This is a genomic window from Streptomyces sp. NPDC055962, assembly GCF_042270185.1.
GTDB lineage: Bacteria > Actinomycetota > Actinomycetes > Streptomycetales > Streptomycetaceae > Streptomyces.
This window is the reverse complement of record NZ_JBHJYN010000003.1, coordinates 11,953-33,977: the sequence shown is the minus strand read 5'-3', so window position 1 is coordinate 33,977 and position 22,025 is coordinate 11,953. Positions and strand designations below refer to the sequence as shown.

The following is a 22,025-nucleotide window of genomic DNA, read 5'->3' as shown; positions in this document are numbered from 1 at the left end:
ATCGAGGATCCCCACGCATGCGTGCCACAGTCATCCACGCCCCCCACGACATACGCGTCGAGGAAGTGCCCGACGCCGTGGTCCAGCAGCCCACGGACGCCGTCGTGCGGGTCCTGCGCGCCTGCATCTGCGGCAGCGACCTGTGGGCCTACCGGGGCGAGTCCGCCCGGCAGCCCGGCCAGCGCATCGGCCACGAGTTCCTCGGCGTCGTCGAGGAAGCCGGCTCCGGGGTCAACGGCTTCGCCGTCGGCGACCTCGTCGTCGCCCCCTTCGTCTGGTCCGACGGCAGCTGCGCCTACTGCGCCGAGGGGCTCACCACCTCCTGCCCGCAGGGCGGGTTCTGGGGATCGGTCGGTTCCGACGGCGGTCAGGGCGAGGCCGTCCGCGTCCCGTTCGCCGACGGCACCCTGGTCAGGCTCCCGGCGGCCGCCGCGTCCGACGACCGGCTGCTCACCGCGCTCCTGGCGCTCTCCGACGTCCTGGGCACCGGCCACCACGCCGCACTCGGCGCGGGCGTGAAGCCCGGCAGCACCGTCGCGGTCGTCGGGGACGGCGCGGTCGGCCTCTGCGGGGTCATGGCGGCCAAGCGGCTCGGCGCCGAGCGGATCATCGCACTGGGCCGCCACCAGGCCCGTACCGACATCGCCCGCGCCTTCGGCGCCACCGACGTCGTGGCCGAGCGCGGCGAGGCGGCGCTGGCGGCCGTCCGGGAGCTGACGCGCGGCGAGGGCACCCACGGTGTGATCGAGGCGGTCGGCACCGAGGAGTCGATGCGCACGGCCATCGGCATCGTCCGTGACGGCGGTTCCGTCGGATACGTCGGGGTCCCGCACGGCAGCGGCACCGGGATCGACCTCGACGCGATGTTCGACCGGAACATCACCCTGCGGGGCGGCGTCGCCCCCGTACGCACGTACATCCCGGAGCTGCTCCCCGACGTGCTGGACGGCACCATCGACCCGTCACCGGTCTTCGACCTGTCCGTCGGGCTGGACGGGGTTCCGGGTGGCTACAAGGCGATGGACGAGCGCACGGCGCTCAAGGTCATCATCAAGCCGTAGCGGTACGCGGGAGGGGCCGGGGACAGCTGTCCCCGGCCCCTCCTTCACGCCCTGCCCGCGGATCGCCTCACCCGCGGAGCGGGTTTCACCTGCGGACCGCGTCCAGCGCGTCCACGACACCGGCTCCGTAGAAGCCGTTGTACTGCGTGCCGCCCTCGCAGACCGCGTCGACGGTGCCGTCCTTGTCGATGTCGTACGGCGCGCCGCACGCGGTGGCGTCGGCCTGGTGCGTCAGCAGGGCCTTCACCAGGCCCGCCGAGGCGTACGGGTGGGTCGACTTGATCAGCGCCGCGACGCCCGCGACGTGCGGGGACGCCATCGACGTACCGGCCTTGTAGCCGAATCCGCCGCCGGGAAGGGTGGACAGGATCAGACCGTTGTCGGCCGGTGCGTCGGGCGCCTGGTAGCGCGTCGAGTCACCGCCCGGGGCGGCCACGTCGATGACGCCCAGGCCGTAGTTCGAGTACGAGGACTTCAGGTTCTTCGCACCGGTCGCGGAGACCGTCACGACACCCGGCAGCATGGTCGGGATGTCGGGGCAGGCGCTCGGGTCGACCGTGCGCGTGACCGTCGTCGTGTCGTTGGGGCTCGTCGAGTCCTCGATGGCGTCGAGGGCCAGGTCGTGGTCGGAGTTGCCGGCCGCGGCGACGTTGACGACGCCCTTGCCCTCCGCGTAACGGGTGGCGCGGGTGACCGCCTCGACCAGTGCACCCTGGTCCGGGTCGTTCTTGCAGTTGAACAGCCACGGGTCGGTGTAGTAGCTGTTGTTCGTCACGTCGACGCCGTGCTCCGCCGCCCAGACGAAGCCGCAGACGACCGCCTCGGTGTAGAAGAAGCCGGCCGGCGTGGACACCTTGATGCCGGAGACCTTCACACCCGGCGCGACACCGGTGACGCCGATGCCGTTCTTCGCCGCGGCTATGGTGCCCGCGACGTGCGTGCCGTGGTCGCTCTCCCCGGCGGCCGGCCGCCAGGCGCCGTCCGTGGTGTCCGGAGCGCCGGACACACAGTTCACCGAGGCCTTGCGGTCGAAGTTGGGGGCCAGGTCCGGGTGCGTGTCGTCCACACCCGTGTCGATGACGGCGACCGTGACCTTGCTGCTGCCGAGCGACTTCTGGTGCGCCTTGTCCGCCTTGATCGCGGGCAGGTCCCACTGCAGGGGCTCCAGCGGGTCCTCGCCCGCCACCGCCTCCTTCGCCGCGGCCCGCGCCTGCCCGGCGGTGAGGGGCAGCCCGGCCCCGATGTCCTTCGTCGCCTGCGGAACGATCGGGTTGGTGCGCGTGGCACCCGCCGACTGGACGCCCTTGGCCTTGCGTATCGTCGCGCCGAAGTCCGGGTTCTGCGAGTGGACGACGATGACGCCGATCCTGTCGTACGACGTCACGACGGTTCCGCCGGCCGCGGATATCGCCTTGCGCACCTGTTTGACGGTGCCGTGACCCGCCCGCGTGTTCACGACGTACGACAGCGTGGGGCCGTCCGCGGGAACCGCCGCCACGGCCTGGTCCGCGGGTGCCGCGGCCGCGGTCCCCGTCGGGAGGAAGCCGAGCGAGGCCGTGAGCGCGAGTCCGACGGGCAGCGTGAGTACGCGATTCCGTCTGGATGCCAGATGAGCCATGGGTTCTCCACATCATCCGTGCCGTGGGGCCGGACACAGGCGTGTCCGGTCCGGTACATGACCAGTGAAGTTATCGCTGATCTTCCCGGAGCATCAACGAATACGGGCAAGTGAGTTCGAGGTGTGACCTCCGGGACTCGCGTCCGCGGGAGCCCACGGGAGAAGACCGAACCTGCGGTGAACCGCTTCGCCGCGCTCTCCGTGCCGTTGCACAGGGAGCCGTGCGTCCAGCTCATCACCCCCCAACGCAGAGGACTCCCCGTGAAATCCCCCGTTCCCACCACCGCACCCGCGTCGCGAGGAGAATCCGTGGCCACCGAAGCACCGCCGCCCCAGAGCCCTGAGGGCGGCAGTCCAGTCCAGCCCACGACCGAGGCGTTCCTCGAGGCGCAGAACAGCGCGGAGTTCGCCGAACTGCGTCGCTCCCACCGGTCCTTCGCCTTTCCGCTGACCGTCGGCTTCATTGCCTGGTACCTGCTGTACGTGCTGCTGTCCAGCTACGCCGACGGCTTCATGAGCAAGGTCCTCTTCGCGAACTTCAACGTGGCCTTCGTGTTCGGCCTCGCCCAGTTCGCCACCACGTTCCTCATCGCCTGGTTCTACTCGCGCCACGCCACGAACAAGCTCGACCCGCAGGCGGCGGCCATCAAGTCCCGTCTGGAGGCCGACGCATGAGCGCCGCGTACGCATCGCACGCCGTGACCCAGCTCGCCGCGTCGACCTCGTCGACGAGCGAGCACCGGCCGCTGATCATCACCCTGTTCGCCGTCTTCGTCGCGGCGACCCTGGGCATCACCGTCTGGGCCGGCCGCCAGACCAAGAGCGCCTCGGACTTCTACGCGGGCGGTCGGCAGTTCACCGCCTTCCAGAACGGCCTCGCGGTCTCCGGCGACTACATGTCGGCCGCGTCCTTCCTCGGCATCGCCGGTGCCATCGCACTCTTCGGCTACGACGGCTTCCTCTACTCCATCGGATTCCTCGTCGCCTGGCTGGTGGCGCTCCTGCTCGTCGCCGAACCGCTGCGCAACTCCGGCCGCTACACCATGGGCGACGTCCTCGCCTACCGGATGCGGCAGCGGCCCGTCCGCACCGCCGCGGGCGTCTCCACCATCGTCGTGTCGATCTTCTACCTGCTCGCCCAGATGGCGGGAGCGGGCGTCCTCGTCGCCCTGCTGCTCGGCATCACCAGCGACGCGGGCAAGATCCTCATCGTGGCCCTGGTCGGCGTGCTCATGATCCTCTACGTCACCATCGGGGGCATGAAGGGCACCACCTGGGTGCAGATGGTCAAGGCCGTGCTGCTCATCGCGGGCGCCCTGCTGATGACGCTGATGGTGCTGTGGAAGTTCGACTTCAACGTGTCCGACCTGCTCGGCACCGCCGCCGAGAAGAGCGGCCACGGCGCCGCGTTCCTGGAGCCCGGCCTCAAGTACGGCGCCACCGGCACCTCGAAGCTGGACTTCATCTCGCTCGGCATCGCGCTCGTCCTCGGCACCGCGGGACTGCCGCACATCCTGATCCGCTTCTACACCGTGCCCACCGCCAAGGCCGCCCGGAAGTCGGTGAACTGGGCCATCGGCATCATCGGTGCCTTCTACCTGATGACGATCGCCCTCGGCTTCGGCGCCGCGGCCCTCATCGGTCCCGAGGAGATCAAGGCGAAGAACCCGGCGGGCAACGCCGCGGCGCCCCAGCTCGCCGAGTACCTCGGCGGACTCGGCACCACCGGCGGCGCCGTCATGCTCGCCGTCATCTCCGCCGTCGCCTTCGCCACGATCCTCGCCGTGGTCGCCGGCCTCACCCTCGCCTCCTCGTCGTCCTTCGCCCATGACATCTACGCCAACGTCATCCGCAGGGGCAAGGCGACCGAGAAGGAGGAGATGCGCGCGGCCCGCTGGGCCACCGTCGCGATCGGCGTCGTCTCCATCGGCCTCGGGGCGATGGCCCGCGACCTGAACGTCGCCGGGCTCGTGGCGCTGGCCTTCGCCGTCGCCGCGTCGGCGAACCTGCCGACCATCCTCTACAGCCTGTTCTGGAAGCGCTTCACCACCCAGGGCGCCCTCTGGTCCATCTACGGCGGTCTCGCCTCGTCCGTCCTCCTGGTGCTGTTCTCCCCGGTCGTCTCCGGGAAGGCCAGCTCGATGTTCCCGGACGTGGACTTCGCCTGGTTCCCGCTGGAGAACCCCGGCCTCATCTCCATCCCGCTGGGCTTCCTGCTCGGCTGGGTCGGTTCCGTCCTCTCCAAGGAGGAGCCGGACCGGGGCAAGTACGCCGAGCTCGAGGTCAAGTCCCTCACCGGCACCGGAGCCCACTGACCAGGCCGGCAGCACCCACGGGGCCCCGTCGTAGAGACCTACGACGGGGCCCCGTCGCACCTCGTGTCAACCGGGCCCCCTGGATGTCACCGGTCTCGCGTAGTCTCGGAAGAGTCAGACCGCAACCGCGGACATCACCGGGGGAGGGGGCCCACAGTGCTCATCGACACCTACGGCCGGGTCGCCACCGACCTGCGTGTTTCACTGACCGACAAGTGCAATCTCCGCTGCACCTACTGCATGCCGGAGGAGGGCCTCCAATGGCTCTCCAAGACCGAGCTGCTCAGCGACGACGAGATCGTCCGGCTCATCCGCGTCGCCGTCACCGCCCTCGGCATCACCGAGGTCCGCTTCACGGGCGGTGAACCGCTGCTGCGCCCCGGCCTCGTCTCCATCGTCGAGCAGTGCGCGGCCCTGGAGCCCCGCCCCAGGATGTCGCTCACCACCAACGGCATCGGCCTCAAGCGCACCGCGGCTGCCCTGAAGGCGGCAGGGCTGGACCGGGTCAACGTCTCCCTGGACACCCTGCGGCCCGACGTCTTCAAGACGCTCACCCGCCGCGACCGGCACAAGGACGTCCTGGAGGGACTCGAGGCGGCCCGCGAAGCCGGGCTCACCCCGGTCAAGGTCAACTCCGTCCTCATGCCCGGCCTCAACGGCGACGAGGCCCCCGAGCTGCTCGCCTGGGCCGTGGAGAACGCCTACGAGCTCCGTTTCATCGAGCAGATGCCGCTCGACGCCCAGCACGGCTGGAAGCGCGACGGGATGATCACGGCGGGTGACATCCTGGCCTCGCTGCGCACCCGCTTCACCCTCACCGCCGAAGGGGACGAGGAGCGCGGATCCGCCCCCGCCGAGCGGTGGACCGTGGACGGCGGACCGCATCGTGTGGGCGTCATCGCCTCCGTGACCAGGCCGTTCTGCCGGGCCTGCGACCGCACCCGGCTCACCGCCGACGGACAGGTCCGCACCTGTCTCTTCGCCCGGGAGGAGACGGACCTGCGCGGAGCGCTCCGCTCCGACGCGCCCGACGAGGAGATCGCCAGGATCTGGAAGCTCGCGATGTGGGGGAAGAAGGCGGGCTCCGGTCTCGACGACCCCTCCTTCCTGCAGCCCGACCGCCCGATGTCAGCGATCGGCGGCTGAGTCGTCCCACTCGGCCAGCTTCACGACGTCCTTGAGGAAGCCGCGCACGCCGAGGAACGAGGACAGGTGCTCCCGGTGCTCCTCGCAGGCCAGCCACGTCTTGCGGCGCTCCGGGGTGTGCAGCTTCGGGTTGTTCCAGGCGAGCACCCACACGGCATCGGCGCGGCAGCCCTTGGCGGAACAGACCGGCGCACCGGTGGCGCTCTCGGCGGAGGTATCGGGGAAGTTCACGGCTTCAACCCTAAGGGCAGGCTTCCCGCGCGGACGGGCCGGGCATCCGGCAGTACGTGTCCGGCCCCAGGTGGGGCCGGCCACGTGCTGCCTGCGGTGTCGTCAGGCTGTACGCCTTTGCCGGGACGGACGGGGCAGCGGGAGAGCCGCTGTCAGGAAGCCGAGTGCGGCAGCAGCAGGCTGCTCGCCGACCCACGGGGCAGCCGCGATGATGACGATGACGACGACGGCCAACCGGTTCCGGCGATCCCTCAGCCCGTCCAGCGGGTATCTGCGCGGTGCGAGTGTCATGTGACTTGTCCCCTTCACTGTGGCGTTCGGGGGGTTGGCGCCAGCCCGGCGACAACCATGCCATGAGGGCCCACCGGCGGTGCACAGGAACATCGCGATCGCTCTGAGCTTTTCCTGAGCGTCGACGGAGGTGCAGACCGACGGCGGCAGAAGAAGAGCCCGTCGGTGAGCCGACGGGCTTGCGTACCAGGCTGAGGCCTTGTGCGGCGCATCCCCGCCGGAGAAAGGCGACGCCGGGCAGCCACGGGGGGAGCTGCCCGGCGTCGGTCCGTCGCTCCGACGGGGGATGCGGAGCGCGTAGGAAGTATGCCACGGGGCCCCGGGTCCGGTGCACCGTAACGTCATGATTGATCTGGTCCCGCCCTCAGTCCCGCGGACCGCCCCCCGCTCACTCCCTGTGATGCGGACGGCCTCCGTGCCCGCCGGCTCCGGGCTCCCCGGCGGGTTCCGCGGACCCGGCTGCGGGGGCCGCGCCGAGCGCGGGCCGCATCGGCGCGGGGACGAACGTCGTCGGGAGCGAAGGGGCGTTCTCGCGACCGGCGTTGGCGATGACAACCGCGACATAGGGGAGCAGGACGCCCAGGGCGAGCGCCACCACCGCCACATGCCTCTCGACGTTCCACAGGGTGGCGGCCAGCACCACGGAGACGGTGCGCACGGACATCGAGATGATGTAGCGCCGCTGCCGGCCGCGCACGTCGTCGGCGAGTCCCTGCCGGGCGCCCGTGATCCGGAAGACCTCCGTGCCGCTCTGCTTCCGCATCGTGATTCCACCACCAGATCTCCGCGCCGGACTTGCCCGGACCGCGCGTTCCTACGGTACGCCCGGTGTCCGCGGCTTTCGAGACCGGGGCGATCCGTCCGCGCGGGTCCCGGGCGCGGTTCCACGTACGGCCCTGTCCGGCATGCGGCGTACCTCCTCCGGGCCGAGACTGGGCGAACGTGCGCACACCGCGCCGCACGAGGAGGCGATATGAGCTGGTTGTGGGCAATCATCGTGGGGCTGGTGCTGGGTGTGATCGCCCGCGCGATCCTTCCCGGCAAGCAGGACATCCCCCTCTGGCTGACGGCGGTGTTCGGCATCCTCGGCAGCATCCTGGGCAACGCCGTCGCGGGCTGGATCGGCGTCAGGGACACCTCGGGCATCGACTGGACCCGCCATGTGCTGCAGCTGATCGGCGCCGTGGCCGTCGTCGGTGTCGGAGACATGCTCTGGCAGTCCATCAGGGGCAACCGGAAGAAGCAGCAGAGAACCTGACCGGTTCCGCACAGCACTGCGGCCGGCCACGCGCGAAGCGTGACCGGCCGCAGTGCTGTGCCCGGCGGGTTCAGCCGGTGACGACCTCGACGGCCGCGAGGTTCTTCTTGCCGCGGCGCAGGACCAGCCAGCGCCCGTGCAGCAGCTCGTCGCCGGACGGGGCGCTCTCGCCGTCCGTGACCTTCGTGTTGTTCACGTAGGCCCCGCCCTCCTTGACCGTACGGCGGGCTGCCGACTTGCTGGCGGACAGCCCGACCTCCACCAGGAGGTCCACGACGGGGCCCAGCTCGGTGACCCGGGCGTGCGGCACCTCGGACAGCGCGGCGCTCAGCGTCGCCTCGTCCAGCTCGCCGAGCTCACCCTGGCCGAACAGCGCCTTCGACGCCGCGATGACCGCCGCGCACTGCGCACCGCCGTGCACGAGCGTGGTCAGCTCCTCGGCCAGCGACCGCTGCGCAGAACGCGCCTGCGGACGCTCCTCGGTGAGCTTCTCCAGCTCGTCGAGCTCCTCGCGGCTCTTGAAGCTGAGGATGCGCATGTAGGTCGAGATGTCCCGGTCGTCCACGTTCAGCCAGAACTGGTAGAACGCGTACGGCGTCGTCATCTCGGGGTCGAGCCAGACGGCCCCGCTCTCGGACTTGCCGAACTTGGTGCCGTCCGCCTTCACCATCAGAGGCGTCGCCAGCGCGTGGACGGCGGCATCCGGCTCCAGGCGGTGGATCAGGTCGATCCCCGCCGTGAGATTGCCCCACTGGTCGCTGCCGCCCTGTTGCAGGGTGCACCCGTAGCGGCGGTACAGCTCCAGGTAGTCCATGCCCTGGAGGAGCTGGTAGCTGAACTCCGTGTAGCTGATGCCCTCCTGCGACTCCAGACGGCGGGCCACCGAGTCCTTGGTGAGCATCTTGTTGACCCGGAAGTGCTTGCCGATGTCCCGGAGGAACTCGATCGCGGACATGCCCGCGGTCCAGTCCAGGTTGTTCACCATCGTGGCGGCGTTCGGGCCGTCGAAGGTGAGGAAGGGTTCGATCTGCCCGCGCAGCCGCCGGACCCACGCCGCGATGGTCTCCGGGTCGTTCAGTGTGCGCTCGGCGGTCGGCCGGGGGTCACCGATCTGGCCGGTGGCCCCGCCGACCAGCGCCAGCGGCTTCAGCCCGGCCAGCTGGAGCCGCCGCATGGTGAGGACCTGTACCAGGTGGCCCACGTGCAGACTCGCCGCTGTCGGGTCGAAGCCGCAATAGAAGGTGACCGGGCCGTCCGCGAGAGCCTTGCGCAATGCGTCCTCGTCGGTGGACTGGGCGAACAGCCCGCGCCACTTCAGCTCGTCGACGATGTCCGTCACGGTCGTTTCTCTCCTCTGAGGGTTCGACTGGGTTCGATCGGTTGTCCGGTCAGTCTATGGGGGTCACACACCCCGGCTGACCGAGCTCATGTGGAAGTCCGGGATGCGCAGCGCCGGCATCGCCGCCCTGGTGAAGTAGTCGCCCCACTCACGGGGCAGCGTCCTCTCCGTGCGCCCCGCCTCGGACGCCCGGGACAGCAGTCCCACCGGCGACTCGTTGAACCGGAAGTTGTTCACCTCGCCGACGACCTCGCCGTCCTCCACCAGGTACACGCCGTCCCGGGTGAGGCCGGTCAGCAGCAGCGTCGCCGGGTCCACCTCGCGGATGTACCAGAGGCAGGTCAGCAGCAGTGCCCTGCCTGTCGTCGCGGCCGCCATCTCCTCCAGGGACCGCTCACCACCGCCGTCCAGGACGAGGTTGTCCATCGCGGGGGCCACCGGCAGGCCGGTCAGCGCGGCGGAGTGACGGGTCGTGGTCAGCCGCTCCAGCCTGCCGTCCTTGATCCAGTCGGTCGGTGCCAGGGGCAGCCCGTTGTCGAAGACCGAGGAATCGTCCCCCGACGCGTGGGCGATCACGAAGGGTGCCGACTCCAGTCCCGGAGCGTGCGGATCGCTGCGCAGGTTCAGCGGCAGGCCGGAGAGCTTCTCGCCGATCCTCGTGCCGCCACCCGGGCGGGAGAAGACCGTACGGCCCTCCGCGGCGTCCCGGGCCCCTGCCGACCAGTACTGGTAGATCAGCAGGTCCGCCACCGCGGTCGGCGGCAGCAGCGTCTCGTAGCGCCCGGCCGGCAGCTCGATCCTGCGCTCCGCCCAGTCGAGGCGCCGCGCCAGCTCCGTGTCCAGGGCCGCCGGGTCGACGTCCTTGAAGTCACGGGTGGCCCTGCCCGCCCAGGCGGAACGGGTCCGGTCGGGGGACTTCGCGTTGAGCTCCAGCGTCCCGTTCGGCTGGTCGTGGCGCAGCCGCAGCCCGGTCGACGTGCCCAGGTACGTCGAGCTCAGCTGGTGGTGGGCGAAGCCGTACAGCTCACGGCCGCCCGAGCGGGCCCGTGCGAAGGCGTCGCCGAGCGCCGGGGCGAAGTCGGCGAAGACGTCGGAGCCGGTCTCGGCCGGAGGCTCCGTGAAGTCGGCGGACACCGGGACGCCGGAGACCATCGGCTGCGCGTCCTCGGCGGGCCCGGCGCCGCGTGCGGCGGCCTCGGCGGCCCGGACGAGCGGCTCCAGGTCATCCGCGGTGACCGCCGAGCGGGACACGACGCCGGAGGCGGTGCCCTCGGCGCCGTCCACGGTCGCGATCACGGTCAGGGTCCGCCCCCGTGTGACGCCGTTCGTGGTGAGCGCGTTCCCGGCCCAGCGCAGATTGGCGGAGGAGTTCTCGTCCGCGACGACCACGCAGCCGTCCGCGGTGGACAGCTCCAGCGCGCGCTCGACGATCTCGTACGGCTTGCTGACGCGGCTCATCGCCCGCCCTCCTGCGTCGTGTTGAGGATGTTCACGCCTCGGAAGAGGGCGGAGGGGCAGCCGTGCGAGACGGCCGCGACCTGGCCCGGCTGGGCCTTGCCGCAGTTGAACGCGCCGCCCAGGACGTAGGTCTGCGGACCGCCGACCTTCTCCATCGAGCCCCAGAAGTCGGTGGTCGTCGCCTGGTACGCCACGTCCCGCAGCTGGCCCGCCAGCCTGCCGTTCTCGATGCGGAAGAACCGCTGGCCGGTGAACTGGAAGTTGTAGCGCTGCATGTCGATCGACCACGACCGGTCGCCGACCACGTAGATCCCGCGCTCGACCCCGCCGATCAGGTCCTCCGTGGAGAGCCCGCCCGGATCCGGCTTCAGTGACACGTTCGCCATGCGCTGCACGGGGACGTGCTCCGGCGAGTCCGCGTACGCGCACCCGTTGGACCGGCCCAGGCCCGTCAGCTTCGCGATCCTGCGGTCCGTCTGGTACCCCACCAGCGTGCCCTCCTCGACCAGGTCCCAGGACTGCGCCTCGACGCCCTCGTCGTCGTACCCGACGGTCGCGAGCCCGTGCTCGGCGGTGCGGTCCCCGGTCACGTTCATCACGGGGGAGCCGTACGCCAGCTTCCCCAGCTGGTCGAACGTCGCGAACGAGGTGCCCGCGTACGCCGCCTCGTACCCCAGCGCCCGGTCCAGCTCGGTGGCGTGGCCGATCGACTCGTGGATGGTCAGCCACAGGTTGGACGGGTCGACGACCAGGTCGTACGTGCCCGCCTCGACGCTCGGCGCCCGCATCTTCCCGGCCAGCAGCCCCGGGATGCGCTCCAGTTCGGCGTCCCAGTCCCAGCCGGTGCCCGTGAGGTACTCCCAGCCCCGGCCCACCGGCGGGGCGATCGTCCGCATCGAGTCGAACTCGCCGGTCGTGCCGTCCACGGCCACCGCGGTCAGCTGCGGATGCACCCGCACCCGCTGCTGGGTCGTGACGGTGCCGGCGGTGTCCGCGTAGAACTTGTTCTCGTGGACCGTCATGAGCGAGGCGTCCACATGCGCCACCCCGTCGGCCGCCAGCAGCCGCGCGCTCCACTCGGCGAGCAGCCCCGCCTTCTCGGCGTCCGGTACGGAGAAGGGATCGATGTCGTAGGCCGACACCCAGGTCCGCTCGCCGTGCACCGGCTCGTCCGCCAGCTCGACCCGCTCGTCCGACCCGGCCGCGGCGATCACCTTCGCGGACAGCTTCGCCATGGCGACGGCCTGCGAGGCCACCTTCGCCGCCGCGTCCATCGTCAGGTCCACCCCGGACGCGAAGCCCCACGCCCCGCCGTGCACCACCCGGACCGCGTACCCGGTGTCGGTGGTGTCGGAGGTCCCGGAGGGCCGTGCGTCGCGCAGCCGCCAGGAGGCCCCGCGCACCCGCTCGAACCGGAAGTCCGCGTGCACGGCGCCGAGCGCACGCGCGCGGGCGAGCGCCGCGTCGGCGAGGGCACGCAGCGGCAGGGCCAGGAACGACTGATCTACCTCGTGGGCCACGCGGGCCTCCCCTTCTCCACCTCTGAACATGTCTCCGCAGTGAATCATGGGGGGTCACGGCACCCCCGTGCTCGGGTTTTGCGCTGCCGTGGGCCCGCGCGCGCCTTTCTGTAGGGATCCGACATACGCGGCCCGGCGGCGCTGTCAGAGGCCGATTCCCTGGATGAGCAGTGGTACCGATAGGTTTTCGATGTACCAGACCGCCAAGGAAAGGGTGATCCGTTGAGCCGCTCGGTTCTCGTCACCGGAGGAAACCGGGGCATCGGCCTCGCCATCGCCCGCGCCTTCGCCGACAACGGCGACAAGGTCGCCGTCACCTACCGCTCGGGAGAGCCGCCGCAGGCGCTCACCGAGGCCGGCGTTCTCGCGGTCCGGTGCGACATCACCGACACCGAGCAGGTGGAGCAGGCCTACAAGGAGATCGAGGAGAAGCACGGTCCCGTGGAGGTACTGGTCGCCAACGCCGGTATCACCAAGGACCAGTTGCTGATGCGGATGTCCGAGGACGACTTCACGTCCGTGCTCGACACCAACCTCACCGGCACCTTCCGCGTCGTCAAGCGGGCCAACCGCGCGATGCTGCGCGCCAAGAAGGGCCGTGTCGTCCTGATCTCCTCCGTGGTCGGCCTCCTCGGCTCGGCCGGACAGGCGAACTACGCGGCGTCCAAGGCGGGCCTGGTCGGTTTCGCCCGGTCGCTGGCCCGTGAGCTCGGCTCGCGGAACATCACGTTCAACGTCGTCGCACCCGGGTTCGTCGACACCGACATGACCCAGGCGCTCACCGACGAGCAGCGCAAGGGCATCGTGTCGCAGGTGCCGCTCGGCCGCTACGCGCAGCCCGCCGAGATCGCCGCCGCGGTGCGCTTCCTCGCGTCCGACGACGCGTCGTACATCACTGGAGCCGTCATCCCCGTTGACGGCGGATTGGGCATGGGTCACTGATCACCATGAGCGGAATTCTCGACGGCAAGCGCATCCTCATCACGGGCGTGCTGATGGAGTCGTCCATCGCCTTTCACACCGCGAAGGTGGCCCAGGAGCAGGGCGCCGAGGTCATCCTGACGGCCTTTCCCCGTCCGACGCTGACCGAGCGGATCGCCAGGAAGCTCCCGAAGCCCGTCAAGGTGCTCGAGCTCGACGTCACCGACGCGGAGCACCTGGACCGGCTGGCCGGCCTGGTCAAGGACGAGCTCGGCTCGCTGGACGGCGTCGTCCACTCCATCGGCTTCGCGCCGCAGGACGCGCTCGGCGGCAACTTCCTGAACACCCCGTTCGAGTCGGTCGCCACCGCGATGCACGTCTCGGCGTTCTCCCTGAAGTCGCTCGCCATGGCCTGCAAGCCCCTGATGAACGACGGCGGCTCGATCGTCGGCCTCACCTTCGACGCGCAGTTCGCCTGGCCGCAGTACGACTGGATGGGCCCGGCCAAGGCCGCGCTGGAGGCGACCTCCCGGTACCTCGCCCGCGACCTGGGCAAGGACAGCATCCGCTGCAACCTGATCTCGGCCGGACCGCTCGGCTCCATGGCCGCGAAGTCCATCCCGGGCTTCGGTGAGCTCGCCGACGTCTGGAACCACCGCTCCCCGCTGGAGTGGGACATGGCCGACCCCGAGCCGGCCGGCCGCGGTGTGGTCGCGCTGCTCTCGGACTTCTTCCCGAAGACGACGGGCGAGATCATCCACGTCGACGGCGGCGTGCACATGATGGGCGCCTGACCCGCACAGTTGTACGACGGCCGCGTACCACCGCAGGAGCGGGTGGTGCGCGGCCGTCGCACGTGTCCGCCGTGCCCCGCCCGGCCTGCCGGCTCTCGAGTCGAAAAGATGGCGGTTCCCCCGCAGAATGTGGTGGAACCGGACTTTTGGTCAGGCTGTGGGGAGGAGAACGCCGTGCGCTCCACACGTCGCCGAACCTGGGCCCTGCTCGCAGCGGCGGCTGTCGTCGCCGGGCTCCTGGCCCCCGTGGCCGTGAGTGCGGCCAACCGGGCGGGGAACGGGGCGGCAGCGCCCCTCGCGCCGGAACCGGAGCCCTCGGGAGCCGAATGCCGTACGTCGGTCGAGGGCTCCCGGGTCGTTGCCTACTGCCACAATCCGTATCCCACGACCGATCTCGTCCGGCTCCACACCGAGTGCGCGCGCTGGTGGGACGTCGATGCCGACGCCGAGGCGGTCGCGGTGCAGCCGGGCCGCACGGTCAGGCTGGAGGACCGATGCTGGAAAGAGGTCGGCTCGGCCTGGGTCAGCCACTCGGTGGCCTCCTGAACACACCGCCGGACCGCCCTAGACCTGCTCCCGCAGACAGTTCAGCGCGTGGGCCGCGGCCTCGGCGGCGGCCGTCTCGGCGTCGCCCGCCCGGATCGCCTCGACGAGCCGGGAGTGGTCCATGAGCCCGTCGGGCCCCAGCTCCGGGCCGACGTCGTCCCGCAGGTAGTCGCGGAGCAGGTCGTTCAGGTCGGCGTAGAGCTCGGTCAGCACGTCGTTGTGCGACGCCGCGACCACGGCGAGGTGCAGGGTCGCGTCGGCGGCCACGAAGCCCTCCGCGTCCCCGGAGGCCCACACGGCCTCTCGCCGTGCCATCAGCGTGTCCAGCTGCCGCAGATCGCGGTCCGTCCGCCGCAGTGCGGCGAGCCTGGCCGCGGAGGACTCCAGGGTGGAGCGGAGCTCGGCGACGTGGCGGGGGTCGGCGTCCGCGAAACGGCGGTGCATCACCCCGGCCAGCTCGCTGGTCGCCACCACATACGTACCGGAGCCCTGGCGGATGTCCAGCAGCCCGTTGTGCGCCAGGGCGCGCACGGCCTCGCGCACCGTGTTGCGGGCGACCCCCAGCTGCTCGACCAGCTCGGGCTCGGTGGGGATCCGCGAGCCGACCGGCCACTCGCCCGCGGTGATCTGGTTCCTCAGCTGGGCAATCACCTGGTCGGCGAGAGCCGAACGCCGCGTGGACGTCAGCGCCATGGTGCTCCTTGCTCGTGTTCCGGAAGGGGTGGTCCGGGAGGTGCGGGCCCGTCGGACGTCTCCCCGATTGTCTCAGGGGGAGGACGTGAGTGGACAGTCAATCATCCCATGATTCTATGATGGGTCCCATGCGTCACGACGAGACCCCGACCCTGAGTCCTCCCGCCGCCCCCACCGCTCCCGTGCACGGCACGGCCGAGCCCGGCCCTTCGCCCTGGGTGCTGCGGATCGTCACCCTCGGCCTGGTTCTCGCCGCGCTCAACCTCCGGCCCGCCATCACCAGCCTCGGCCCCCTCCTGGAGGAGGTCAGGGACGGGCTGCACATGAGCGGCAGCGTCGCCGGTGTCCTCACCTCAGTGCCGCCGCTCTGCTTCGCGGTCTTCGGTTTCATGGCGCCGCGGCTGGCCCGCCGGTTCGGCCCCGGCGCCGTCGTCTGCGCCGGGATGGTGGCCATCGCAGCCGGGCTGCTGCTGCGCCCCTTCGTCGGCGGCACGGCCGGGTTCCTCGCAGCCAGCGCCCTCGCCCTGATGGGCATCGCGGTCAGCAACGTCCTGATGCCCGTCATCGTCAAGCGCTGGTTCCCCGACCGGGTCGGCACCGTGACGGGCCTCTACTCCATGGCGCTGGCCCTCGGCACCGCCCTCGCGGCCGCCCTCACCGTGCCCCTGACCGACGCGCTGGGCGGCAGCTGGAAGACCGGGCTCGCCGTCTGGGCGGCGCTGGCCGTCGTCGCGGTCCTGCCCTGGCTCCCGTTCGTGAAGGACCGCGGCGCCACGTCGGGGCCCGCCACCGGCGCCCCCGCCGCTCCTGCCCTCCGGATCACCCGGAGCCGTACCTCCTGGGCGCTCGCCTGCTTCTTCGGCCTCCAGGCCACGGCCGCGTACATCACGATGGGCTGGATGCCCCAGATCTTCCGCGACGCCGGGATCCCGGCGGGCACCGCCGGCGTCCTGCTCGCCGTCACCATGGCCATGGGCGTCCCCCTCGCCTTCGTCATCCCCCGGGTCGCGTCCCGGCTGCGCACCCAGGGCCCGATCGTCCTGGCCCTCAGCGGGTGCGGTCTCCTCGGCTACGCGGGGCTGTACCTGGCCCCGGCCGGCGGCGCCTGGCTCTGGGCGCTGCTGCTGGGCATCGCCAACTGCGCCTTCCCGCTCGCCCTCACCATGATCGGGATGCGCTCGCGGACCGGCGCCGGAGTGGTCAGGCTCTCCGCCTTCGCACAGTCGACGGGCTACCTGCTCTCGATCCCCGGCCCGCTGCTGGTCGGGGTGCTCTACCAGCACAGCGGCGGCTGGGGCCTGCCGCTCGCCCTCATGGCGGGCCTCCTCGTGCCGCAGACGATCGCGGGAATGCTCGCCGGGAGGGACCGGACGATCGAGGACGAGTGCTGAGATGCGAGACTGTGCGCATGCCAGTGCTCGAACCGAATCCTCCGAACGGCCAGAGGAAGCTCCTCCTCGTCTTCGGGACGATGCTCCTCATCTCCGCAGTCATCGGCGTGATCGCCACGATCGCCTCGCCCTGACCCCGCACGGCCGGTCCGGCGCGGAAGCGGGCGGCGGGGGTGGGGACAACCCCCCTGTCCCCTAGGGGGCCAGGTTCAGGGTCGAGTGGGTGGGCCACCGGATGGGACCGCCGCCGCCAGGCCCGTAGGTTCTCGGTGACGACAGCCGAGGACCCACGGAGGCGGACATGTCGGCCCGTACACAGACCCGGACCCACCGCCCGGCTCCGGACAGCGTCGATGTCCGGCTGCCGTGGTGGGCCGTCGCGCTGCCCGCCCTCGCGTTCGCCGCGCTCCTCCTGCTGATCGTGGAACCCGGCCAGGCACACGCCGCGGCGGGCGACCCCGCGGTCGGCCGGCTGCTCGGGCGCATTCTCGGTCTGATGCCCGCCTGACCGGCCCCGCACACACTCCGGCGCCGTACGTTCACCCCCAGCGGGCGAGCATGTCAACACCCTGCGCCCGGATGCTCAATTCGTGCGAAGCTGAGGTGTATGAGCGCCGATACACCTCGCAGGATCGTCTTTCTCAGGCACGCAAAGGCGGAATGGTCGCAGGACTCCGACCACGAGCGGCCCCTGGCGGAACGCGGCAGGAAGGACGCGCCGGTCGCCGGCCGCCGCCTGGCCGACGCGGGCACCGCCTTCGACCTGGCTCTGTGCTCGACCGCCACCAGGACCCGCGAGACCTGGAAGCTCGCGGTCCACGAGTTCGAGCAGCGCCCCAGGACCGTCTACGAGGAGAGGCTCTACGAGGCCTCCCTCGGTGAGCTGATCGCCCTGTTCGGCGAGACCCCCGACGACGTGACGAATCTGCTGGTCATCGGCCACAACCCCGGCATGCACGGCGCCGCGGACGCACTCTCCGGCAGCGCCGAGGGCGACACGCTCGCCCGCATGACCAGGGACGGCTTCCCGACCGCGGCCTACGCCGTCGTCGAGTTCTCCGGCCCCTGGAAGACCCTGGAGCACGGGGTGGGCAAGCTCGTCGAGTACTGGACGCCGAACGACTGAGTACGACGCACGCGGGGGCGCCGGCACACGAGGTGTGCCGGCGCCCCCGCGTCGTACGAGGCCCGGACCGTCAGTCGACGAGGCCGTCGGCGGCCTCGACCTCCTCGCGGGTGATCCCCAGCAGATACAGCACCGTGTCCAGGAACGGGACGTTCACCGCCGTGTGCGCGGCCTGGCGGACGACCGGCTTGGCGTTGAACGCGACCCCCAGCCCGGCCGTGTTCAGCATGTCCAGGTCGTTCGCGCCGTCGCCGATGGCCACCGTCTGCGCCAGGGGCACCCCCGCCTGCTCGGCGAAGCTGCGCAGCAGCCGGGCCTTGCCCGCCCGGTCCACGACGTCGCCCACGACCCGGCCGGTGAGCCGGCCGTCGACGACCTCCAGCGTGTTGGCGGAGGCGAAGTCGAGCCCGAGGCGCTCCTTCAGGTCGTCCGTGACCTGGGTGAAGCCCCCCGAGACCACACCCACTTGGTAGCCGAGCCGCTTCAGGGTCCGGATCAGCGTGCGGGCGCCGGGGGTCAGCCGGACCTCCGCCCGCACCTTCTCCACCACCGACACGTCGAGCCCGGCCAGCAGCGCCACGCGCGCGTGGAGGGACTGCTCGAAGTCGAGCTCGCCCCGCATCGCCTGCTCGGTCACCGCGGCGACCTCGGTCTCGCACCCGGCGTGGGCGGCGAAGAGCTCGATGACCTCGTCCTGGATGAGCGTCGAGTCCACGTCCATGACGACCAGCCGCTGCGCCCGGCGGCTCAGCCCCGCCGACACGACGGCGATGTCGACGCCGATCCCGGCCGCCTCCGTCGCCAGCGCGGTCCGCAGCTCCTCGGTCCCGGTCCCGGAGACCGCGAACTCGACGGCGGTGACCGGATACTTCGCGAGGCGGAAGATCCGGTCGATGTTGCCGCCGGTGGAGGTGATCCTGGCCGCTATGGCCGCCGTGGACTCCGCGGTCAGCGGGTGCCCCAGCACGGTCACGTGGGAACGGCCGTCACCGCGGGGGCGGTTGTCGCCCGTGCCCGAGATGATCTCGGCCTGCAGCTTGAGCGACTCGGCCCAGCTGTGCACGGTCGCCCGCAGGTCGCCCTCGGTCGTGCCGCCCGGCTCGGGGGACGTCACGAGGGCGCACAGGACGATGCGGCCACGTGTGACGACCTGCTCGATGTCCACGACGTCGACGGCGTACGCGGCCAGGGTGTCGAAGAGTCCGGCGGTGATGCCCGGACGGTCCTTCCCGAAGATCTTGACGAGAAGCGTGGGTGCGTCCGTACCCCGAGGGGACTCGGGGAGCTCGGGGGACCGGGGTGACCGAGGTGGCTGAGATGCGCTCATGGTGGTCCCACCGTATAGGGCCGCCGGACGAGCTCCGAAGCCGTCCCGAGTGGCGGACAGCAGGGGGCCGGACCGCCGGGCCCCGGGGCGGGGGGCCCGGATGGGATGCTCCGGGACGATTCCTCCCGGGTCGGGGGAGGGGGAGCGGAGCCTCCGCGCTGTCTTCACGCCGCCCGGCTTTCCGTTACGGGACCGGTCCTGGAATAGTTCCCCACGATGTTCAGCATCCCTAGGCTCCCTGCGACGGGGGCGACTCGGGGGACGACTAGTGGGGCGCGGAGTGCCGGAACTCGTACTGGAATTGAATGGAAGGACCTGGGCGCTCGATCCGTCCAGGTCGTACACCCTCGGACGTGATCCGCAGGGCGACCTCACGATCGACGACGCCAGGGTCTCGTGGCGGCACGCCACGGTCAGCTGGAACGGCCGCGGCTGGTCCATCGAGGACCACGGCAGCACCAACGGCACCTATGTGCAGGGCCGGCGTATCCAGCAGACGGAGATCGCCCCCGGCACCTCGGTCCACCTGGGCAACGCCACCGACGGACCGCGGGTCACGCTCGCCGCGGCGGCGGGCGCCGGTGCGACGGGCGGGCAGGCGGCGGATGCCCGGCAGGCCCCTGCGGCTCCCGCGCAACAGGCGCCGGTGCAACAGCCGCAGCACGCCCCCGCGCAGCAGCCGCAGCAGGGCGGCGCGGGCTGGCCCGGTGGTCCCGCCCCGCAGCAGGCGGCCTGGCAGCAGGCGCCGCAGATGCAGCAGCAGCCGCAGGTCCCGCACCAGCAGGGCCACGCCGGCCCGCCGCCCGGAGCCGGTATGCCCGGCGGCCCGGCGGGGGCGCCCCCGGTCTACGGGGACCGCAGCCCGACGACCTTCCACCAGCTCGACCTCGGCCGGGTCATGCGCATCGGCCGTGCGCTCGAGAACGAGCTGGTCGTCTCCGACCTCCAGGTCTCGCGCCTCCACGCCGAATTCCGCGCGACGCCGGACGGCCGCTTCGAGATCCGTGACCTCGGGTCCCACAACGGCACGTACGTCAACGGCCAGCCGCTCAGCAAGTCCGGCTCCGCGCTCATCGGCCCGAACGACATCGTCGGCGTCGGGCACTCGACGTTCCGGCTGGTCGGGGACCGGCTGGAAGAGTTCGTCGACACCGGTGAGGTCTCCTTCTCGGCCCGCCACCTCACGGTGACGGTCGACGGCGGCAAGGACATCCTCAAGGACGTCTCGTTCGGCGTGCCCGAGAAGTCGCTGATCGCCGTCATCGGCCCGTCGGGCTCCGGGAAGTCCACCCTGCTCAAGGCGCTCACCGGCTACCGGCCCGCCAACCAGGGCGACGTCCTCTACGACAACCGGAACCTGTACAAGCAGTTCGCCGAGCTGCGGCAGCGCATCGGGCTGGTCCCGCAGGACGACATCCTGCACAAGGAGCTCACGGTCACCCGGGCTCTGCGGTACGCCGCCAAGCTGCGCTTCCCCGCGGACACCACCGAGGCCGAGCGCACCGCCCGGATCCACGAGGTCCTCGCCGAGCTCAAGCTCGACATCCACCGGGACAAGAAGATCACCTCGCTCTCCGGCGGCCAGCGCAAGCGCGTCTCGGTCGCCCTGGAGCTGCTGACCAAGCCGTCGCTGATCTTCCTGGACGAGCCGACCTCGGGCCTCGACCCGGGCATGGACCGCGATGTCATGCAGCTGCTGCGCGGCCTGGCCGACGACGGCCGTACGGTCCTGGTGGTCACGCACTCCGTGGCCGAGCTGGCCATCTGCGACAAGCTCCTGGTGATGGCGCCGGGCGGATCCGTCGCCTACTTCGGCCCTCCCGAGGAGGCGCTGAACTTCTTCGGCTACACCAGCTGGGCCGACGTCTTCTCCGCGTTCGAGAACTACCGCGACTACGACTGGGCGGGCCGCTGGCGCGGATCGCAGCACTACCAGATGTACGCCGCGGACATCGACGCCGTCGCCGCGCAGCCCGTGCACATGCCGCCGCCCCAGCAGATCCGCCCGCCGAAGCCCTCGGGCTGGATGGCGCAGCTGTGGACGCTGATGCGCCGCTACGTGTCGGTGATCGCGTCCGACAAGGGGTTCCTGCTCCTGATGGTGCTGCTGCCGGCCGTGCTCGGCGTCGTCAGCGTCGTCATCCCGGCGGAGTTCGGACTGGCGGAGCCCGATCCGCCCTCCCGCTTCAACGGCAAGGCCGGGACCATCATGCTGATCCTCGCGGTCGGCATGTGCTTCGCCGCCGCGGCGAACTCCGTACGAGAGCTGATCAAGGAGCGGGTGATCTACGAGCGGGAACGGGCCACCGGCCTCTCCCGTTCCGCCTACCTGCTGTCCAAGGTGATCGTCCTCGGCGTGATCACGGCCTTCCAGGGCGTGATCATCTGCGGCATCGGCTTCTCCACCCGCGATCTGCCGGAGGAGGGCCTCTTCATGCCCCCCGCCGTGGAGGTCTGCGTGTCGATCATCGTGCTCGGCTTCGCGTCGATGATGTTCGGCCTCATGATCTCCGCGCTGGTGAAGACCGCCGAGAAGACCATGCCGCTGCTCGTCATGTTCGCCATCGTCCAGGTCGTCTTCACCGGTGTGCTCTTCCAGGTCTACGGATCACCGGGCCTGGAGCAGTTCGCCTGGCTGATGCCGTCGCGCTGGGCCGTGGCCGCGGCGGGCACCACGCTGGACCTCGCCCACCTCATGCCGCCGTGGGACCCGAAGAACCCGACCGACCTGGACCCGCTCTGGGAGCACTCGGCCGGGCAGTGGGGGGTCAACATCACGGTGATGCTCGTCATGAGCGCCGTACTCTTCTTCGCGGTGTCGCGGATGCTGCGCCGCCACGAGCCCGAGGTGATGCGCAAGTAGCGCGCCGGGCCCGCACAGGCCCCGGAAACGCCCGAGGGCGGCAACCCCGTGGGGTGCCGCCCTTCGGCATGTGCCGGCCGGTCACGCGACGCTGCGGACCGGACCCGCTGTGCCAGGCCTTGCTCGG

The 22,025-nt window shown here is 71.0% G+C and carries 22 protein-coding genes; 13 read left to right on the top strand and 9 right to left on the bottom strand.

The window, feature by feature from the left end:
• Positions 1-17 precede the first annotated feature (17 nt).
• Positions 18-1,061, top strand: coding sequence for a zinc-dependent alcohol dehydrogenase family protein (locus ACFC51_RS10700; protein ID WP_376528059.1), 1,044 nt, complete (start codon positions 18-20; stop codon positions 1,059-1,061).
• An 85-nt stretch (positions 1,062-1,146) separates the two neighbouring features.
• Here ACFC51_RS10700 and ACFC51_RS10695 read toward each other — a convergent pair whose 3' ends face one another.
• The gene (locus ACFC51_RS10695; protein ID WP_376375583.1) at positions 1,147-2,679 is read right to left on the bottom strand and encodes a S8 family serine peptidase; all 1,533 of its coding nucleotides are present in this window, start codon (positions 2,677-2,679) and stop codon (positions 1,147-1,149) included.
• A 309-nt stretch (positions 2,680-2,988) separates the two neighbouring features.
• Between ACFC51_RS10695 and ACFC51_RS10690 the strand changes: the two genes are divergently transcribed.
• The 3 genes from ACFC51_RS10690 to moaA all read left to right on the top strand — a co-directional run bounded on the left by ACFC51_RS10690 (position 2,989) and on the right by moaA (position 6,140).
• Positions 2,989-3,354, top strand: coding sequence for a DUF485 domain-containing protein (locus ACFC51_RS10690; protein WP_376375586.1), 366 nt, complete (start codon positions 2,989-2,991; stop codon positions 3,352-3,354).
• Positions 3,351-4,994, top strand: a complete 1,644-nt coding sequence (locus ACFC51_RS10685; protein WP_376528056.1) for a cation acetate symporter — start codon at positions 3,351-3,353, stop codon at positions 4,992-4,994. Before ACFC51_RS10690 ends, ACFC51_RS10685 begins: the two co-directional genes overlap by 4 nt.
• Before the next feature lie 156 nt (positions 4,995-5,150).
• The gene (gene moaA / locus ACFC51_RS10680) at positions 5,151-6,140 is read left to right on the top strand and encodes a GTP 3',8-cyclase MoaA (protein ID WP_376375592.1); all 990 of its coding nucleotides are present in this window, start codon (positions 5,151-5,153) and stop codon (positions 6,138-6,140) included.
• Here moaA and ACFC51_RS10675 read toward each other — a convergent pair.
• The 3 genes from ACFC51_RS10675 to ACFC51_RS10665 all read right to left on the bottom strand — a co-directional run bounded on the left by ACFC51_RS10675 (position 6,123) and on the right by ACFC51_RS10665 (position 7,425).
• Complete coding sequence (locus tag ACFC51_RS10675) at positions 6,123-6,371, bottom strand: hypothetical protein (protein ID WP_376375594.1); 249 nt, start codon at positions 6,369-6,371, stop codon at positions 6,123-6,125. The genes moaA and ACFC51_RS10675 overlap by 18 nt on opposite strands.
• A 102-nt stretch (positions 6,372-6,473) precedes the next feature.
• Positions 6,474-6,662, bottom strand: coding sequence for a hypothetical protein (locus ACFC51_RS10670; RefSeq protein WP_376528053.1), 189 nt, complete (start codon positions 6,660-6,662; stop codon positions 6,474-6,476).
• A gap of 388 nt (positions 6,663-7,050) precedes the next feature.
• Positions 7,051-7,425, bottom strand: coding sequence for a DUF3099 domain-containing protein (locus tag ACFC51_RS10665; RefSeq protein ID WP_376375599.1), 375 nt, complete (start codon positions 7,423-7,425; stop codon positions 7,051-7,053).
• Between the two features lie 210 nt (positions 7,426-7,635).
• On the opposite strand from ACFC51_RS10665, the gene ACFC51_RS10660 reads away from it, so the two are divergent.
• Complete coding sequence (locus ACFC51_RS10660) at positions 7,636-7,920, top strand: GlsB/YeaQ/YmgE family stress response membrane protein (RefSeq protein ID WP_376375602.1); 285 nt, start codon at positions 7,636-7,638, stop codon at positions 7,918-7,920.
• A 70-nt stretch (positions 7,921-7,990) separates the two neighbouring features.
• Here ACFC51_RS10660 and tyrS read toward each other — a convergent pair whose 3' ends face one another.
• The 3 genes from tyrS to ACFC51_RS10645 form a co-directional block, all read right to left on the bottom strand.
• Positions 7,991-9,259, bottom strand: coding sequence for a tyrosine--tRNA ligase (gene tyrS, locus ACFC51_RS10655; protein WP_376375605.1), 1,269 nt, complete (start codon positions 9,257-9,259; stop codon positions 7,991-7,993).
• A 63-nt stretch (positions 9,260-9,322) separates the two neighbouring features.
• On the bottom strand, positions 9,323-10,717 hold the full coding sequence (locus ACFC51_RS10650; RefSeq protein ID WP_376375608.1) for a metallopeptidase TldD-related protein: 1,395 nt from the start codon (positions 10,715-10,717) through the stop codon (positions 9,323-9,325).
• Positions 10,714-12,237 (bottom strand): TldD/PmbA family protein, encoded by a 1,524-nt coding sequence (locus tag ACFC51_RS10645; RefSeq protein WP_376528051.1) that lies wholly within the window; start codon positions 12,235-12,237, stop codon positions 10,714-10,716. Before ACFC51_RS10645 ends, ACFC51_RS10650 begins: the two co-directional genes overlap by 4 nt.
• 222 nt (positions 12,238-12,459) lie before the next feature.
• Between ACFC51_RS10645 and fabG the strand changes: the two genes are divergently transcribed.
• The 3 genes from fabG (at position 12,460) to ACFC51_RS10630 (ending at position 14,498) form a co-directional block, all read left to right on the top strand.
• A complete protein-coding gene (fabG, locus tag ACFC51_RS10640; protein WP_376375614.1) occupies positions 12,460-13,179 on the top strand; it encodes a 3-oxoacyl-[acyl-carrier-protein] reductase in 720 nt (239 codons plus the stop codon).
• 5 nt (positions 13,180-13,184) lie between these two features.
• On the top strand, positions 13,185-13,952 hold the full coding sequence (gene fabI, locus ACFC51_RS10635) for an enoyl-ACP reductase FabI (protein ID WP_376375617.1): 768 nt from the start codon (positions 13,185-13,187) through the stop codon (positions 13,950-13,952).
• Between the two features lie 174 nt (positions 13,953-14,126).
• Entirely contained in the window at positions 14,127-14,498 is a 372-nt protein-coding gene (locus tag ACFC51_RS10630; protein WP_376375620.1) for a hypothetical protein, read from the top strand.
• Positions 14,499-14,516: 18 nt separating this feature from the next.
• On the opposite strand, the gene ACFC51_RS10625 is transcribed toward ACFC51_RS10630, so the two are convergent.
• Positions 14,517-15,191: a FadR/GntR family transcriptional regulator gene (locus ACFC51_RS10625; RefSeq protein ID WP_376375622.1), complete on the bottom strand. Its 675-nt coding sequence runs from the start codon at positions 15,189-15,191 to the stop codon at positions 14,517-14,519.
• Positions 15,192-15,319: 128 nt separating this feature from the next.
• On the opposite strand from ACFC51_RS10625, the gene ACFC51_RS10620 reads away from it, so the two are divergent.
• The 4 genes from ACFC51_RS10620 (at position 15,320) to ACFC51_RS10605 (ending at position 17,708) form a co-directional block, all read left to right on the top strand.
• Entirely contained in the window at positions 15,320-16,582 is a 1,263-nt protein-coding gene (locus ACFC51_RS10620) for a CynX/NimT family MFS transporter (RefSeq protein WP_376528049.1), read from the top strand.
• A 17-nt stretch (positions 16,583-16,599) separates the two neighbouring features.
• Positions 16,600-16,716 (top strand): SGM_5486 family transporter-associated protein, encoded by a 117-nt coding sequence (locus ACFC51_RS10615; RefSeq protein WP_376375628.1) that lies wholly within the window; start codon positions 16,600-16,602, stop codon positions 16,714-16,716.
• A gap of 167 nt (positions 16,717-16,883) precedes the next feature.
• Positions 16,884-17,090, top strand: a complete 207-nt coding sequence (locus ACFC51_RS10610; protein WP_376375631.1) for a hypothetical protein — start codon at positions 16,884-16,886, stop codon at positions 17,088-17,090.
• A 99-nt stretch (positions 17,091-17,189) separates the two neighbouring features.
• Positions 17,190-17,708: a histidine phosphatase family protein gene (locus tag ACFC51_RS10605; RefSeq protein WP_376528046.1), complete on the top strand. Its 519-nt coding sequence runs from the start codon at positions 17,190-17,192 to the stop codon at positions 17,706-17,708.
• Positions 17,709-17,778: 70 nt separating this feature from the next.
• Here the strand turns inward: ACFC51_RS10605 and serB are convergent, their stop codons facing one another.
• Entirely contained in the window at positions 17,779-19,035 is a 1,257-nt protein-coding gene (serB, locus tag ACFC51_RS10600; RefSeq protein WP_376375637.1) for a phosphoserine phosphatase SerB, read from the bottom strand.
• Positions 19,036-19,303: 268 nt separating this feature from the next.
• Here serB and ACFC51_RS10595 point away from each other — a divergent pair, with 268 nt between their 5' ends.
• Positions 19,304-21,898: an FHA domain-containing protein gene (locus ACFC51_RS10595; protein WP_376375639.1), complete on the top strand. Its 2,595-nt coding sequence runs from the start codon at positions 19,304-19,306 to the stop codon at positions 21,896-21,898.
• Positions 21,899-22,025 lie beyond the last annotated feature (127 nt).

What these genes read in the sequence shown, in the direction of transcription:
- ACFC51_RS10700 (WP_376528059.1), top strand. Translation starts at nt 18, where the DNA reads ATGCGTGCCACAGTCATCCACGCCCCCCACGACATACGCGTCGAGGAA.
- ACFC51_RS10695 (WP_376375583.1), bottom strand. Translation starts at nt 2,679, where the DNA reads ATGGCTCATCTGGCATCCAGACGGAATCGCGTACTCACGCTGCCCGTC.
- ACFC51_RS10685 (WP_376528056.1), top strand. Translation starts at nt 3,351, where the DNA reads ATGAGCGCCGCGTACGCATCGCACGCCGTGACCCAGCTCGCCGCGTCG.
- ACFC51_RS10670 (WP_376528053.1), bottom strand. Translation starts at nt 6,662, where the DNA reads ATGACACTCGCACCGCGCAGATACCCGCTGGACGGGCTGAGGGATCGC.
- ACFC51_RS10665 (WP_376375599.1), bottom strand. Translation starts at nt 7,425, where the DNA reads ATGCGGAAGCAGAGCGGCACGGAGGTCTTCCGGATCACGGGCGCCCGG.
- ACFC51_RS10660 (WP_376375602.1), top strand. Translation starts at nt 7,636, where the DNA reads ATGAGCTGGTTGTGGGCAATCATCGTGGGGCTGGTGCTGGGTGTGATC.
- ACFC51_RS10650 (WP_376375608.1), bottom strand. Translation starts at nt 10,717, where the DNA reads ATGAGCCGCGTCAGCAAGCCGTACGAGATCGTCGAGCGCGCGCTGGAG.
- fabI (WP_376375617.1), top strand. Translation starts at nt 13,185, where the DNA reads ATGAGCGGAATTCTCGACGGCAAGCGCATCCTCATCACGGGCGTGCTG.
- ACFC51_RS10625 (WP_376375622.1), bottom strand. Translation starts at nt 15,191, where the DNA reads ATGGCGCTGACGTCCACGCGGCGTTCGGCTCTCGCCGACCAGGTGATT.
- ACFC51_RS10620 (WP_376528049.1), top strand. Translation starts at nt 15,320, where the DNA reads ATGCGTCACGACGAGACCCCGACCCTGAGTCCTCCCGCCGCCCCCACC.
- ACFC51_RS10615 (WP_376375628.1), top strand. Translation starts at nt 16,600, where the DNA reads ATGCCAGTGCTCGAACCGAATCCTCCGAACGGCCAGAGGAAGCTCCTC.
- ACFC51_RS10610 (WP_376375631.1), top strand. Translation starts at nt 16,884, where the DNA reads ATGTCGGCCCGTACACAGACCCGGACCCACCGCCCGGCTCCGGACAGC.
- ACFC51_RS10605 (WP_376528046.1), top strand. Translation starts at nt 17,190, where the DNA reads ATGAGCGCCGATACACCTCGCAGGATCGTCTTTCTCAGGCACGCAAAG.
- serB (WP_376375637.1), bottom strand. Translation starts at nt 19,035, where the DNA reads ATGAGCGCATCTCAGCCACCTCGGTCACCCCGGTCCCCCGAGCTCCCC.